Raw genomic sequence first — 14,562 nt, forward strand, 5'->3', positions numbered from 1 at the left:
GACTTAATCTTATACCAACTCAAAAATTTTTTCTCTCTTCCCTCTTCCCTCTTCCTTCTTCTTATTAAAAATGATTTCTATCCAAAACCAAATTGTTTTCATTACAGGTGCGAGTAGCGGTATCGGAGCAGCCTGTGCCAAGATATTCGCCAAAGGGGGAGCCAAACTAATTTTAGCAGCCCGCCGTCTTGAAAAGCTCGATATACTGGCAAACGAACTTGTAGAAACAAAATTGATTGCGTCGGCGAACGAGATTTATTTGCTAGAATTGGACGTGCGCGATCGCCCGCAAGTGGAATCGGCGATAACTGCGCTTCCCGATGCCTGGAAAAGCATCGATATTCTGATTAACAATGCGGGATTGAGCCGTGGTTTAGACAAACTGCACGAAGGCAACTTTCAAGATTGGGAAGAAATGATTGATACCAATGTTAAAGGCTTGCTTTACATGACTCGCGCGATCGTGCCGGGAATGGTAAGCCGAGGCCGCGGCCACGTAGTGAATATCGGCTCAATAGCAGGCCGCCAAACTTATCCGAAAGGCAATGTTTATTGCGCTTCCAAAGCAGCAGTGAGAGCTATTTCTGAAGGGTTGAAACAAGACCTTTTGGAAACACCAGTGCGAGTTACGGAAATAGAGCCTGGTTTGGTGGAAACAGAATTTAGCAATGTCCGGTTTCACGGCGATTCAGAAAAAGCAAAAAATGTCTATCAAGGATTGACACCGCTGACTGCAGACGATGTGGCCGATGTCGTGTATTTTTGCGCGACGCGATCGCCCCACGTCAATATTAGCGAAGTCTTGCTAGTTCCGACAGACCAAGCTAGTGCAACTCTGGTTCACCGAAAAGAGTTTTGAGTTTTTAGTGTAAGTGTCCGGATTGCGCTCGAATTCTCAGGAAGCTTAATTGGTAGATGCACCCTGATTAATTAACTCCCGACCAATTTTGGCCGGGTTTTTTTTGGCGATCGCACCCTTAGCCACACATTCTCCCAAATTCTGCCAAAGTCTCCTGAAAGAGGTGCTGTAAGGCGGGAGACTAAATTAGTAGATGCACCCTGATTAATTAACTCCCAACCAATTTTGGTTTGGGGTTTTTTTTTGAGCGATCGCACCCTTAGCCACACATTCTCCCAAATTCTGTCAAAGTGCCCTGAAAGAGGTGCTGTGAGACGGGAGATTAAATTAGTAGATGCACCCTGATTAATTAACTCCCGACCAATTTTGGTTTGGGGTTTTTTTTTGAGCGATCGCACGCCCTCGCCACACATTATCCTAAATTCTGCCAAAGTGTCCTGAAAGAGGTGCTGTGAGACGGGAGACTAAATTAGTAGATGCACCCTGATTAATTAACTCCCGACCAATTTTGGTTTGGGGTTTTTTTTGCGGTATCGACGGTGATGCTGAATAAAGTTTGAGGTTGTCCGGATGGCGCTGGAATTCTCAGGAAGCTTAATTGGTAGATGCACCCTGATTAATTAACTCCCCGCCAATTTTGGTTTGGGGTTTTTTTTTGCGGTATCGACGGTAATGCTGAATAAAGTTTGAGGTTGTCCGGATGGCGCTGGAATTCTCAGGAAGCTTAATTGGTAGATGCACCCTGATTAATTAACTCCCCACCAATTCTGGTTTGGGGTTTTTTTTTGGCAATCGCACCCCAAACCACAAATTTCCCCAAATTTTCCCAAACTGTCCCGAACAGGTGCACCTCGAACCGGAGACTAAATTAGTAGATGCACCCTGATTAATTAACTCCCGACCAATTTTGGCCGGGTTTTTTTTGTATTACAGCCAAAATCGCTAATTCTCAAATATTTTCCCAAACTGTCCGGAATAGGTGCACCTCGAACCGGAGACTAAATTAGTAGATGCACCCTGATTAATTAACTCCCGACCAATTTTGGCCGGGTTTTTTTTTCGTATGGCAGTCAAAACCACAAAATTTCAATAAATCAAGAATTATCCGCGTTAATCTGCGTGCATCTGCGGTTAAAAATTAAATTGCTCCCGAACATCATGCTAGCCACTGGAAAGTAAATCAAGATGCACCCTGATTAATAAACCCCAGCCAATTAAGGCCGGGGTTTTTTTTGCTCGAAAGCTGGATTAGTCGATCGACCTACAACACCTCAAAAGACTGCACCTCAAGCACCGGGCCGATCATAGCAAAAGTCATCACATCCTTGCGGACTTCACCTTTAACACTGACTTTCAAACCAGCTTTTTTCAAGTCAGAAGGAGCATCCTTAAGTTCGTAAGTTTCCCCATCTTGGCCAACCAAAGCCCAAGTGCCCGGGCCTAATCCTTTGCGTTCAATTTCACCTTTGACAGTAATACTCATGCCGATCGCACCTCTGTTTTAATTGCTAAACGCGCCAGTCCGAAACACAGTAAAGCATTGACAATCAAGAATGTTTGTGATACCAAACCTGTGCCTAATCCCCAGACTGTGGGAGACACAAAAGCATTGACCGCTAAACTGCTGGCAAAACCGATCGAAATTGCGATCGCGATCCACTTCCACTGTTGATGTCCCAACAGCAAAGCAATCAAAATCCCAGGAATTAAAACGCTAGCAAAAAAGGGATTCAGCATACTGCTGCCATTAATTGCACCGCCGAGTTCGGGAATAGAACTGCCCATCACCCGCATCGGCCACTGCGGCAAGTCAAATACAAACAAGTTCCGCAGGAAAAAGAACCCAGAACTACCAGCAATCAAGCCACCGGAAAAGCCCCAAGTCCAGGCGAAGGGGAAATAATTCCGCATCAAGAAAGCCAGCAGGTAAGAACCGAGCACCATTGCAATTTTAGGCAACAGGGCGACTGCACCGCCGTCAATCCAAAAGCGGGGGTTGAGATAGCCGTTATCGCGCAGCCAGCGGAAGAAATCGCGGAAGTTGATTTGTCCGCGCTGGGCTAGCTGAACTGCTGCGGCTGCGTCTAGGTGTCCTGAACCAAAATGGTTTAACGGATCTTCAGTGACAGTTCGCGAGGACTGCAAGAGTACGCTGCGAATTTCGTTTGGTTCTGTGATACCTGAAGCCTTGACAAGGGCTGCAACGGCTGCAACGTGGGGAGAAGCCATGCTAGTGCCTTGGTAGCCTTCAAAGACTTCGGCCCCTGTTTCCGGGTCGATCGTACTTTGCAGGATCTTGCCCATTTCAGAACCGCCGGGGGCTGCAATATCAACCCCTGCGCCGAAATTCGAGTAAGAGGCTTTTTCGTCGTCGGGGCCGAGGGCGGAAACGCCGATGACGTGGGGATAGCGGGCGGGATAGGAAGCGGAACTGTCGCCGGAGTTGCCGGCGGCTGCGATGATGACAACGCCTTTAGAGTGGGCGTAGTCGATCGCCTCTTCCATTAACTGACTTTCACCGCCGCCGCCGAGACTCATGTTAATCACGTCGGCGCCGTTGTCAGCAGCAAATTTAATCGCTTCGGCAATGTCGGAAACCGTGCCGCCACCGCTGCCGCTTAACACTTTTAGCGGCATTAAAGCTGCTTCGTAGGCGATGCCCGCAACGCCGTAATTGTTGTTAGTTGATTGGGCGACTGTACCGGCGACGTGAGTACCGTGGCCGTTGTCATCGTAGGCTTCGGCGCGATCGTTTACAAAGTCGTAGCCCGGTACAAATTTGGTTTCTTTTAAGTCAGCGACGGGAGTAATGCCCGTGTCAATTATCGCTACTGTTGTGCCGCTGCCTTTGGTTTCGTTCCAGGCAGATTCTACGTTGATGCTGCGGAGATTCCACTGCTTGGTATACATGGGGTCGTTGGGAATCTCGAAAGCGCTGTAGACAAAGTTCGGTTCAATGTATTCGGTATCTTTAGCCAAATTTGATTTTCTCAGGGCGTTTAGCAAAGTGCGATCGCCCTTAACTACATATACATTGTCGCCCGCTGAGAATTCGCTGTTGAGTTGGGGTGCGACTTGGTACTGTTGGGCGATCGCATTTACTTCTTTCGCAATCTCAGCAGCACCCAAATCTTCGCGGAAATCAAGCACAATCGAGTCGTAAGTGCCTTGAGTAGCAAGTCCTGGGAAATTAGAAATCGCCCAGCCGAGCCCGATTAAAAATAAGCACAGAAGGAAAAACTTTTTCATGGCCGATCGTCCGTTTAGGGAAGGCTTGTTCCCCACAATAACCCAATTTTCACCGCCAGCGCCAGTTTTCCTTGCTGCGACTTGTGGGGCTCTCGCACGCGGGCGTTTGGTAGTTTTCGGCGGTGGCTGTTGCTAGATCAAAAATTGCTCTAATTTCTCGTTTAAATGGCAGAGCAAGTTTTAGGACTTCAATTAATTGTATCATTAGAGAAGATGAGAAACAGAACAAGCCAGTATTTTTAACAAGGGTATTGCATGGAAAGAGGTTTAATGTGGCTGCCACTGCTGGCAATTTTTATAGGGCTGGCTTGGGCTGGATGGAACGAGTATCAAAAGCTGGAAGCGTATCGCGTCTGGGCCGAACAATTCGCTAAAGCCAAGTACGATATTTATGCTGTACTCGGTCAGCAAGAAGACAGTTTAACTTGGGGAAAACCTACTCGCAGCGGGCCGGTTAATTTGCAAACTTTTTCTTTAAAAGACGTGGAGTCGCTGCGGTTGTTAGTCAGCTCTCAGGCAGTTGATTTAGAGTCACCCCCGAATTCGGGAAGTCCAATCGCCCTCGAATTTTTGTTGAAAGATGCTCCTGCGGTGCAAGTTCCTTTTACAGAAATTCCTCTAGCGACTAAATGGGGAAAACACTTGCAGCAAGAATTGCTGCGCTTTAGGTAAAAACACTCTCCGGTGGGGCAGGGTATAAGATGTGAACTCTGCTGCTTTAAGTTACAAAAGTCTGTAAAGCTAGTAGTAGAAATAGAACTTACGCAACAAATCCTTTGAGCTGCTATCTATAGGGGTGAAGTACCCACGGATCACCCGGAGGACATGAGTTCTTGCAGTAAGTAGTAGGAGTAGTGTCCCCGTACCTAGCCCGCTCAGGTTCCGTGCTTACCTTACCGTTAAAGTTATTGACCAGCGCGTCCTAAAACAGCTAAATTGCCAGCCCCCCAATCAGCGGAATGCAAACACAAGAATTTTTACAGCGCTATCAACAGGGAGAGCGCAACTTTGGTCACATTGACCTTAGCGGCGCTAGTTTAAGCGGTGTTAACCTGCGAGAAATAGACCTCACTGGTGCTAACTTGACCGGTGCTAATTTGAGCTGGTCTTTTTTGAGCAATGCCAAGTTGATAGGGGCTTGTTTGCGGCGCGCGGATCTCCGCAGTGCGGGACTGGCTGGGGCTAATCTGAGCGGGGCAAATTTGAGCGGGGCAAATCTTGCTAAAGCGGATTTGCGCCTTGCTTGTTTGGAAGCAGCAGAACTCAATTGGGCCGCGTTCCCGGAAGCGGATTTGGGCGGTGCTAATCTTCAGGGAGTTAAATCTGACCAAATTAATTTTGCCGGGGCTAAACTCGACGGCGCGAAGTTGATGGGGGCGGAATTGATGGAGGCGAATCTCAACCGCGCCAGTCTTGTTGGTGCTAATTTAACGGGTGCTAATTTACGGGAAGCGCATTTGGTGGAAGCGAATTTGCGATCGGCAATTTTAATCGGTGTAAATTTGATTGAATCTGACTTGAATGGCGCTCAAATGCGATCGGCAAATCTGACGGGAGCTGACTTACACCGAGCTGTGCTCGCGGGGGCGGATTTGACTGAGGCGGTGCTGGATAACGCTGATTTGAGTCGAGCTAATCTGGCGGGTTCTTATTTATTGAAAGCGAGTTTTAAGAAGGCACTTTTGCTGCGAGCTAACCTGCAAGGAGTGTATTTGCTGCGAGCTGATTTGAGCGAAGCTAATTTGCGAAGTGCTGATTTGCGGAAAGCTGATTTGAGTGGCGCTTATTTGATGGATGCGATGTTGGGTGAGGCGGATTTAAGAGAAGCTTGTTTGATTGAGTGCCGTTTGATTCGGACGAATGTGGAGGGGGCGCAGCTTACGGGTTGCTGCATTCAAAATTGGCAAGTTCAAGATGTCGATCTGTCGAGAGTTGACTGCAGCTATGTTTTTACTCAGTTTGATTATACTGCGAAAGTGGCGGCCAATCGCTTTCCGGTCGATCGCGATTTTGAGTCGGGGGAATTGGGGCGGCAGCATCAAGAGGACAGTTCTGTTGTCAAGGTGTCTTTTGAGGAAGCTCCTAATTGGGAGGCGGTGGTTTTTACGCTGCGTCGGGTGGAGTTGGAAAGCCGCGAACTCAAATTGAATGTTCAATTTTTTGAGTCTGCGGGAGAACAAAATTTACTGAGGCTGAGCGCGAACCGTTTGGTGAACGGCAAGATTTTGGGCGATCGCATTTTGGAGCTTTATCCAGATATGTTGGAAAAGGTTTTAGCCAAGGGCGCTGAAATTTTGAGTTTGCTCGACTTGGCTGTTCCTAGTAACAATGCGGAGCCGGCGGAGCCGAGTCACAAAGAAATACTGCTCAGAAGACAGGAAATCTACCAGCGAATGGTGCGCCAAATTTCGTTTATTTTGATGTCTCAGACGCCGGATAAATTCTCCGAAAGCGTACAGCGGCTGTTGGATTATTTGAAGCAGCAAGGTATCCCGACAGAGCAGATTCAAAAGAAAGTCATCAGTCAGGCGATCGTGCAGCGGGCGAAGCAAGACCCGGGTTTTCGGGAACAGTTGCTCGCGTGGGAGAAAACGGCGTCCGATCGCGTTCGTTTTTCAATGATGGGGGAAGCGGTGCGGTATGCAATTACCCTTTTGATCGATTATTAACAGTTAATTGTTAACACTTGAAGCCGCAGAGTGGCTAATACCCGCACTTGCTCTTCTGCGTCGGAAATTGCAAGCATTGTACAGTAAGCCAAGCAAGACCCGGTGTTTCGGGAACAGTTGCTCAGGTGGGAGAAAACGGCTTCGGATTGCGATCGTTCTTCGGTAATGGGGGAAGCGGTGCGGTTTGGGATGCCCTTTTGTGGGAATGAATGCACACAATATCTTACCCCCATTAAAAATCCTCCAACCAGAGCTCGATTTAACGGTGCGGTTAATTAGAATATAGTTCAGTGTCCTCCTTCAAAAGCTTACACAACTCATCCAAATCTTTCTTACTGTGTTCAATTAGTTTTTCACCTCGCTCCTCAAGGTACTCAATATTACTGGGACTTGCGTTGTCAATTTGATCGTGACCATTATCGCTACTCAATGGAAGTTGAAAACGATAGTAATTTCGGGTATTTTCTTTGTCTTTTTTAGTCACCATTAGCTGATCTAGCTGATACGCAACAGATTCGCTTTGACCATCTAAAACAACGTTAAGTAAGGGAAGTACCCATTTGATTTGTCCCCAATTTTTTGCGTCTCTATACTTATATTTTTTAGTTAGTGAGCCAGTACCCAAAGAAACAACAAGGGTATCCTTACGGTGTAGTTCTTCATCAGTCTTTTTCTTGTAAGAAATCATCGCCTCCATCATTGCAAGTGAGGAAGGATTATTTGCAAAAACTCCACCGTCTACCAAAGCGTAATATCCATCATCGGTATGATGATGTGTCGTTGCTAGTTGGTAGGGTGGAAAAAATGTCGGTGCAGCAGAAGTTGCCATTGCTGCTTCCCACATTTTGAATCCCGTACATACTTTCCGGCTATAAAAATTCTCGATTTCCTCTGCATCCGGATTGCTTGTAAAAAAAATTGGTGCTCTCAGTTCGATATCATAGCTCGGGATGAAAATTTCTCGTAATGCATCTTCAAGCTTAGCTTCACCTAGAAGATCCTTTAAAACTTCTTGTCTACCTTTTGGGTTGTGCTTGGGTTGTACAAAATCATCCAAATCCAGTGGAACATACTCATTAAAAATCTTTTGTCCATATTTTCGATAGAAATTAACAAGTTCGGCAGCGGTATACTCGGGTTCATTATTGATGCTAGAGTCTGAGTTCTTTCTAGTTAAACCCAGTGCTAAAATTCCTCCGGTTGAAGTGCCTGCAATAAAATCAAACATTGTTGCTATGCGTTTTCCTGTGCGCTCTTCAATGTAGTTGAGAACGATCGCAGGAATAATACCCCGAATACCACCACCATCAATTGAGAGAATTCTTCTCTTGAATTTAGTACCCATTACACGTACTCCTTTAGATATTGCTTAAATGGTCAACAAAAATGAAACTAAGAACTGGTTGCTCCGGCGCAAACTATCTTTTAGACCAAAGCAAATTCATCTACCATCAAAAGCGGTGATCATCCGGATAACCGCAGCAGATATCAAAAAAGGCGATTGTTTCGGTTTACCAGTCTTGGCTGCACAGCCGGCGACCCGCTAAGGCACGGATTTGCTCGTCGGCGTCGGAAACTGCAAGCGATCGCAACAAAGGCACAACTCCGGGATTTTCGGGATAATGTTCGATAATCGCTTCGAGTGCTGTAAACCTGGGATTGTAAGGAAAAGAACCGTTTTGATTGTCAACATCGCTCAAAGCCCGATCGCGCAAAAACTCAAACATTCCCGGCTCATCTTTCCATCCCCGCATTAACTCTACCAGGGCGATCGCCCGCACCTGCGAATCTTCATCCTTTTGAGCTCTAATTTTCAGCCACTCAAAAATCTGCGACTGATTTGTTCGCCCCCGGGCTAACTTTTGCAAAGCGATTTGCCTGACAGCGGGACTCTCATCACCCTCTGCTTGAGCCTCCAGCAGCATCCAAGTTTCAGGATTTTCTGGCCAGTTGTAAGCGAGTTCAAGCACCGCCGCTTGCCGCACCAGCGCTTCCCCAGAATCGAGCTGAATTTTCACCCAAGACAAGGTTTCCGGGTCGTCGGGCCACCCCCGCACGATCGATCGCATCAGCACGCTCAGCAGGTGAGCATCATGCTCCAACTCGACCCGGCTTTTGAGGAAAGGCAGCGTCTCGCCCCGGTGAGACCAGCGTTTTGCGATCTCTGCCACCGCAGTTTCTCGCACGTTCAGGTGTCTGTCTGACGCGGCGAGATTTTGCAACCAGCCAAAGACTTCGAGACTTCCTGACGCCAGTGCGGCGACAGCCTCCACTACTACTTGCCGCACAGTCCAGTAATCCTCGGAATCAGCTATTTTTTGCAGCAGGGGCAGGGTTTCTGGGTGGTCGGGCCAACCTGCGGCTATCTGTTGTAGGGCTATTTCGCGCAGGTCGGCGTCGCGATCGCCCAATGCTATATTTTTCAAAAAAGTCAGAGTTTCGGGGTTCCCGGGCCAGCCAGAGGCAATTGCTTGCACTGCGGAGCGCCGGACACTCGAACTCGCGTCGGACTCGGCTTTAGTCTTCAGCAGCGGGTAAATGTCTGGTTCGTCGGGCCAGTGCGATGCCAATTCTTCTAAGGCTGCTGTCCGCACTTCTTTGCTGCTGTCGGATTCGGCTAGGGTTTTCAGCAGCAGGCAAACGTCGGCTGCAGCAGGCCAGCCCGCTGCCAACTCACGCACCGCTACGGTTCGCAGGATAGAACTTCCTGTCTGGGCAAGGTTTGTGAGCAAAGATGCCGTGCCTAAAACGCTGTGCCAACCTCTGGCTATTTCTTGCCACGCTGCGACTCGCACTCCCAAATTTTCGTCTGATTCAGCCGCGGTTCTCAGCAGCAGCAAGGTATCTGTGCGATCGGGCCAATTAGAGGCCAATTGTTCGAGTGCTGCGGTGCGAACTGCGGGACTTTGATCAAACTGAGCCAAGGCAGTCAGCAGCGGCAAGGTATCGCTCGTGTCTGGCCAACCACAAGCCATTTCTCGCACACAGGTCGATCGCACTGCCCAGCTTCCATCTGATTTAGCGAGGTTTTTGAGCATCAGGTAAATTTCAGGCTGCTCTGGCCAACCACGGGCTATTGCTTCGACTGCTGTGGCTCGGACTTCGCCACAGTCGGTGGAGTGAGCGAGTATTTTCAGCCAGGGCAGGGTTTGCGGGTCGTTTTTCCAAGTTTGGGCGATCGCCGCGATCGATCGATTGCGAATTTGATAAGTTTCCTGCAATTCTTGAGCGCTTTGATAAAGAATCAGGAAACCCGTACCGTATTGCGATAACTTTTTTAAAGCATTTAACAGTTTTTTGGCGGTTTTTTTATTAACATCATTTTTAACTTTTAACAGGCATTGCGCTGCTAAAAACAAATTAATAAATTTTTCTTGTTGACCGTTTTGATCTGTGAGATATTCTATAATTTGGCTCGCTGTTTCTTTGTCGAGCTTAACTGCAATTTCTCTGAGGACTTCGTGCAAAGATTCGTCCCGCCAGTGCTGGCCGAAAACTTGTATGTTGAGTTCGCCCCCAGTCAGTTGACCGATTTTGAGTTGGGCATGGATTAACTCTGCTACAGTCTGGGGATTATTTTCGGAAACAAGTTTTTTTAACAACATACCGATACCCTGCCCCTGAAGTTTGTTTGCATTGAAAATCCTCGCATCAGCTCCGATATTAGTTGAGATTTTTTGAGCGATGCTGGAGTATGGAACCAATCGACTCTATTTTATACGAAAAATACTGAGTCGGGAGGGCCCCAAGGCAAAATCCGCCAGCACCCACAGGAATGTTAGGTGGTGGCGGATGGCGATCGAACAATTAAGCCCCTGAATCTAACTAACAGCTACTTGGACGCGATCGGCTACAACCCGAACCGCAAAAGTAGGAATCTTTACCGTTTCATCATCCAGACATTGCCCGGTAGTGAGACTAAAGTTTTGCTTGTAAATGGGAGAAGCAACTTTGAGAGTGCCGTTGCGATCGCCCACAAGTCCCCGTGACAAAACAAAAGCTTTGCTAAACGGGTCGTAATTGCTAAGCGCATAAACTTCATCCGCGTTTCCCACTCGGAAAATCGCCACCTGTTCGCCTTTAACTAAAGCGCAAACTCCAGTATAAGGGGCGATCGCATCGAGAGAACACACATCTACCCAAGTTGTTACTGTATCGGAAACTTGTAATGATTGAACCATCTTCTTTTCCTGTTAATTTACTTCAATCTCGTTCCCAGTCTCCGGCTGGGAACGTAGGTTTCGAGGCTCTGCCTCGCCTCGCGGGAGGAGGCAGAGCCTCCCGGAATTCATTCCCAGGCAGAGCCGGGGAACGAGATTAATACTCTTGTCCCCCCCCTTATTAAGGGGGGCTAGGGGGGATCGATTATTCCGAAACTCCAACCAGAGCCTTTTCATGTTCGTTAGCAGGCCGCGTTTGTCCCCGTTCCGCAACACGAACAATACTCGGATCGGGCAAATCGGAATTCACAAAATGCTGGAACCGCTGCACCTTTTGTGGGTCTTCAATCGTCGTTTTCCACTCACATTGATAAGTATTCACTAAATGTTCCATCTGCGCTTCTAATTCAGCACAAATGCCCAGAGAATCCTCAATTATCACCTGTTTCAAGTATTCAATGCCGCCCTCAAGCTTGTTCAACCAAGTAGCAGTGCGTTCCAATCTGTCTGCCGTGCGGATGTAGAAAACCAAGAATCGATCGATATACTTAATCAGCGTTTCCTTATCGATATCCGTCGCCAGCAAAACCGCGTGCTGTGGCTTAATACCACCATTGCCGCACACGTACAAATTCCAACCATTCTCTGTCGCAATTATCCCAAAATCCTTGCTTTGAGCTTCCGCGCATTCGCGAGTGCAACCAGAGACAGCAGATTTGAGCTTGTGGGGCGATCGCAAACCGCGATACCGCAATTCAACTTCGATCGCCAAACTCGTTGAATCCTGCACGCCAAAGCGGCACCAAGTGCTACCAACACAAGATTTTACAGTACGCAGAGCCTTACCGTAAGCGTGTCCCGACTCAAATCCCGCATCGATCAACCGACGCCAAATATGGGGCAATTGATCCACCCGAGCCCCAAACAAATCAATCCGTTGTCCGCCAGTAATCTTAGTATAAAGCCCAAAATCCTTGGCAACTTCCCCCAAAACAATCAACTTATCCGGCGTGATTTCTCCCCCCGGTATTCGCGGCACCACCGAATAAGTACCGTCGCGCTGAATGTTTGCCAAAAAGTAATCGTTTGTATCTTGCAAACCGACGTGAGACTTCTCTAAAATATGGTCGTTCCAAGTAGAAGCCAGCATCGAACCCACAGCAGGCTTGCAAATCTCGCAACCCTTACCTTTGCCGTGTCTTTCAATCAATTCCTCAAAGGTTTTAATCTCTTGAGAGCGCACCAAATGGTACAATTCTTGACGGGAATATTCAAAATGTTCGCAGAGATGATTTTTGACGGCGAACCCAGCTTTTTTCATCTCCGACTTGAAGATATCCGTCACCAAAGGCACGCAGCCGCCGCAGCCGGTACCAGCTTGAGTACATTTCTTGACGCTGGCAACATCGGTTAAATTGCGATCGCGAATCGCTTCACAAATCTGCCCTTTGGTAACATTATTGCAAGAACAAATTTGAGCAGAATCCGGCAAACTATCTACTCCAAAACCTGCCAGTGTTCCCCCTTCTCGCGGTGGCATTAACAAATCTTCGGGATGCGGCGGCAGAGCAATTTCATTTTGCATAAATTGCAGCAAAGTGCCGTAAGCCGAAGCATCTCCCACGAGAATTCCGCCTAAAATTCGGCTGCCGTCTTGATTTAAAACTAATTTTTTGTAAATACCTTGGAAGGTGTCAGCAACAACAATTTCTTTAGCATCGGCAGACTTGGGAAAAGGATCTCCAAAACTAGCGACATCCACCCCCAATAATTTGAGTTTAGTGGACATATCCGCACCTGTAAAAGTGCTTGTGGGACGGGCATCTTGCCCGTCATCCGCTGCACGGCTCAAAATATCTACCGCTACGCTTGCCATTGTATACCCAGGCGCAACTAAGCCGTAGATGCGATTTTGATACAGCGCGCATTCTCCGATCGCATAAATGTCAGGATCGGAAGTTTGGCAGCTATCATTAATCACAATGCCGCCGCGTTCTCCTACTTCTATACCGCAACTTCTTGCAATTTCGTCGCGGGGGCGAATGCCAGCAGAAAACACTATCATATCTGTTGCCAATTCCGAACCGTCAGCAAACAGCATTTTAGTAACTTTGCCATCTTCGCTGACAATTTCTGTGGTTGATTTGCTGGTGTGAACCGAAACCCCCAACTCTTCTATTTTGCTGCGGAGAATTGCCCCGCCAATTTCGTCAACTTGCACGGGCATCAGCCGCGACGCAAACTCAACAACGTGAGTTTTTAGACCCATATTTTGCAGAGCGTTAGCACACTCTAGACCTAACAAGCCGCCGCCAATTACTACACCAATTCGGCAATTTTTAGCGTAATCTGACATCGCCTCCAGGTCGTCAATTGTCCGGTAAACAAAAGTTCCTGTAGCGTCTTTGCCTTTAATTGATGGCACAAATGGATAGGAACCGGTGGCCAGAACAATTTTGTCGTAGGGAACTTCTAAACCATTGGCTGAAGAGACTGTTTTTTGTTCGCGATTGATGGCTATTGCTTTGTCGCCGATATGAATTTGGATGCCGTTTTCGTGATAAAATCCAGGTGCAACTAGAGACAAATCTCCCGCTGTTTTGCCAGAGAAAAATCCGCTGAGGTTTACGCGATCGTAAGCAACGCGCGGTTCTTCACAAAAAGTAATTAAATTCCAGTTTTTGGCAGCATCCGAGCTGACCATTAACTCTAGGAACTTGTGACCTACCATGCCATTGCCGATTACAATGAGGTTTTTTTTGGCTGTCATTAGAATCTCTTTTATCCCGTTTATCAGTCGTTGGGTTTATTAATATAAGACTTTATTGTAAATTTTTGTACTTATATATACAAAAAATGGATGTTTATGCAATTGTCGAATACTCCCGATTGCATTTTTGCATGATGTCTGCGGACAGTTGATAGTTGACAGTTGACAGTGGACAGTTGACAGTGGACAGTTGATAATTCACAGGCCTGGAGATTGTTCGGTAAAGATCCACTGTGCTTCTGTTCACTGTCAACTGTCATTGAGTTTTTGTTTGGTTGTTTTGATGATGCTGGTTAGTAGTTTTAGGAGTTCTTTTAGGTCGTTTAACATTGATTCACTTTCTTTTGGGGTGAGATAATCGGTTTCTCGAAGTAGCAATATCCAGTATTCTGTTTCGTTGGCTTCTTTGAGGGCTATCGCTAGTTTATGAATAAAATCGGTTTTGCTTTCGGCTTGTTCTGATTCTCTAACTAATGCACCGATAGCTGTTCCCGATCGTAGTAGTTGTTTTGACAATACATATTCTTTTTTATTTATAGACAAGTATTTATATAGGTTTACCGTTCTAATGGCAAAAGCAAAAGATTTATTTTTGAGTGGTGAGTTATAAGTCATTTATACTTGATACTTAATACTTGACAGTGAACCGTTGATAGTGGACAGTTTTTAGCTGACACTACTTATTAGTCATTAGTCATTAGACCTCTTGCAAAAATAGCTATGATGGACCGGAGAACCCGTCCGAAAATGTGATTAAAAGGACTTTTGCAATCTTGTGTATTAGACCTCTTGCGAAAGTCTCAGGCGATGGCTAATTTGTCTTCAAAGAAAGTTCATAATTATAAATACCAGCTA

At 46.9% G+C, this 14,562-nt stretch carries 12 protein-coding genes; 3 read left to right on the forward strand and 9 right to left on the reverse strand.

What is annotated here, in order from left to right; all coding sequences use genetic code 11:
• Positions 1-70: 70 nt before the first annotated feature.
• Positions 71-859: an SDR family oxidoreductase gene (locus QUA77_RS04295; protein ID WP_333449349.1), complete on the forward strand. Its 789-nt coding sequence runs from the start codon at positions 71-73 to the stop codon at positions 857-859.
• Positions 860-930: 71 nt separating this feature from the next.
• On the opposite strand, the gene QUA77_RS04300 is transcribed toward QUA77_RS04295, so the two are convergent.
• From QUA77_RS04300 to QUA77_RS04310, 3 genes are all read right to left on the reverse strand, one after another.
• Positions 931-1,272: a hypothetical protein gene (locus QUA77_RS04300; RefSeq protein WP_333449350.1), complete on the reverse strand. Its 342-nt coding sequence runs from the start codon at positions 1,270-1,272 to the stop codon at positions 931-933.
• Between the two features lie 848 nt (positions 1,273-2,120).
• Positions 2,121-2,342 carry a hypothetical protein gene (locus QUA77_RS04305; protein ID WP_333085886.1) on the reverse strand — a complete coding sequence of 74 codons (222 nt, stop codon included), beginning with the start codon at positions 2,340-2,342 and terminating at the stop codon, positions 2,121-2,123.
• Positions 2,339-4,108 (reverse strand): S8 family peptidase, encoded by a 1,770-nt coding sequence (locus tag QUA77_RS04310; RefSeq protein WP_333449351.1) that lies wholly within the window; start codon positions 4,106-4,108, stop codon positions 2,339-2,341. The genes QUA77_RS04305 and QUA77_RS04310 overlap by 4 nt, the downstream gene beginning before the upstream one ends.
• A 255-nt stretch (positions 4,109-4,363) precedes the next feature.
• Between QUA77_RS04310 and QUA77_RS04315 the strand changes: the two genes are divergently transcribed.
• A complete protein-coding gene (locus QUA77_RS04315) occupies positions 4,364-4,780 on the forward strand; it encodes a hypothetical protein (protein WP_333449352.1) in 417 nt (138 codons plus the stop codon).
• Between the two features lie 287 nt (positions 4,781-5,067).
• Positions 5,068-6,777 carry a pentapeptide repeat-containing protein gene (locus QUA77_RS04320; protein WP_333449353.1) on the forward strand — a complete coding sequence of 570 codons (1,710 nt, stop codon included), beginning with the start codon at positions 5,068-5,070 and terminating at the stop codon, positions 6,775-6,777.
• Here QUA77_RS04320 and QUA77_RS04325 read toward each other — a convergent pair.
• The 6 genes from QUA77_RS04325 to QUA77_RS04350 all read right to left on the reverse strand — a co-directional run bounded on the left by QUA77_RS04325 (position 6,774) and on the right by QUA77_RS04350 (position 14,322).
• Positions 6,774-7,010: a hypothetical protein gene (locus tag QUA77_RS04325; RefSeq protein ID WP_333449354.1), complete on the reverse strand. Its 237-nt coding sequence runs from the start codon at positions 7,008-7,010 to the stop codon at positions 6,774-6,776. The genes QUA77_RS04320 and QUA77_RS04325 overlap by 4 nt on opposite strands.
• 38 nt (positions 7,011-7,048) lie before the next feature.
• Positions 7,049-8,122, reverse strand: coding sequence for a patatin-like phospholipase family protein (locus QUA77_RS04330; protein ID WP_333449355.1), 1,074 nt, complete (start codon positions 8,120-8,122; stop codon positions 7,049-7,051).
• Positions 8,123-8,288: 166 nt separating this feature from the next.
• A complete protein-coding gene (locus tag QUA77_RS04335; RefSeq protein WP_333449356.1) occupies positions 8,289-10,382 on the reverse strand; it encodes a HEAT repeat domain-containing protein in 2,094 nt (697 codons plus the stop codon).
• A 216-nt stretch (positions 10,383-10,598) separates the two neighbouring features.
• Positions 10,599-10,958, reverse strand: coding sequence for a nitrite reductase small subunit NirD (nirD, locus tag QUA77_RS04340; RefSeq protein WP_333449357.1), 360 nt, complete (start codon positions 10,956-10,958; stop codon positions 10,599-10,601).
• Positions 10,959-11,142: 184 nt separating this feature from the next.
• Positions 11,143-13,707: a nitrite reductase large subunit NirB gene (gene nirB, locus QUA77_RS04345; RefSeq protein ID WP_333449358.1), complete on the reverse strand. Its 2,565-nt coding sequence runs from the start codon at positions 13,705-13,707 to the stop codon at positions 11,143-11,145.
• Between the two features lie 249 nt (positions 13,708-13,956).
• A complete protein-coding gene (locus QUA77_RS04350; protein WP_333449359.1) occupies positions 13,957-14,322 on the reverse strand; it encodes a four helix bundle protein in 366 nt (121 codons plus the stop codon).
• Positions 14,323-14,562: the final 240 nt, after the last annotated feature.

Origin of the sequence: Microcoleus sp. K5-D4 (assembly GCF_036704575.1) — a bacterium.
Taxonomy (GTDB): Bacteria; Cyanobacteriota; Cyanobacteriia; order Cyanobacteriales; family Microcoleaceae; genus Microcoleus.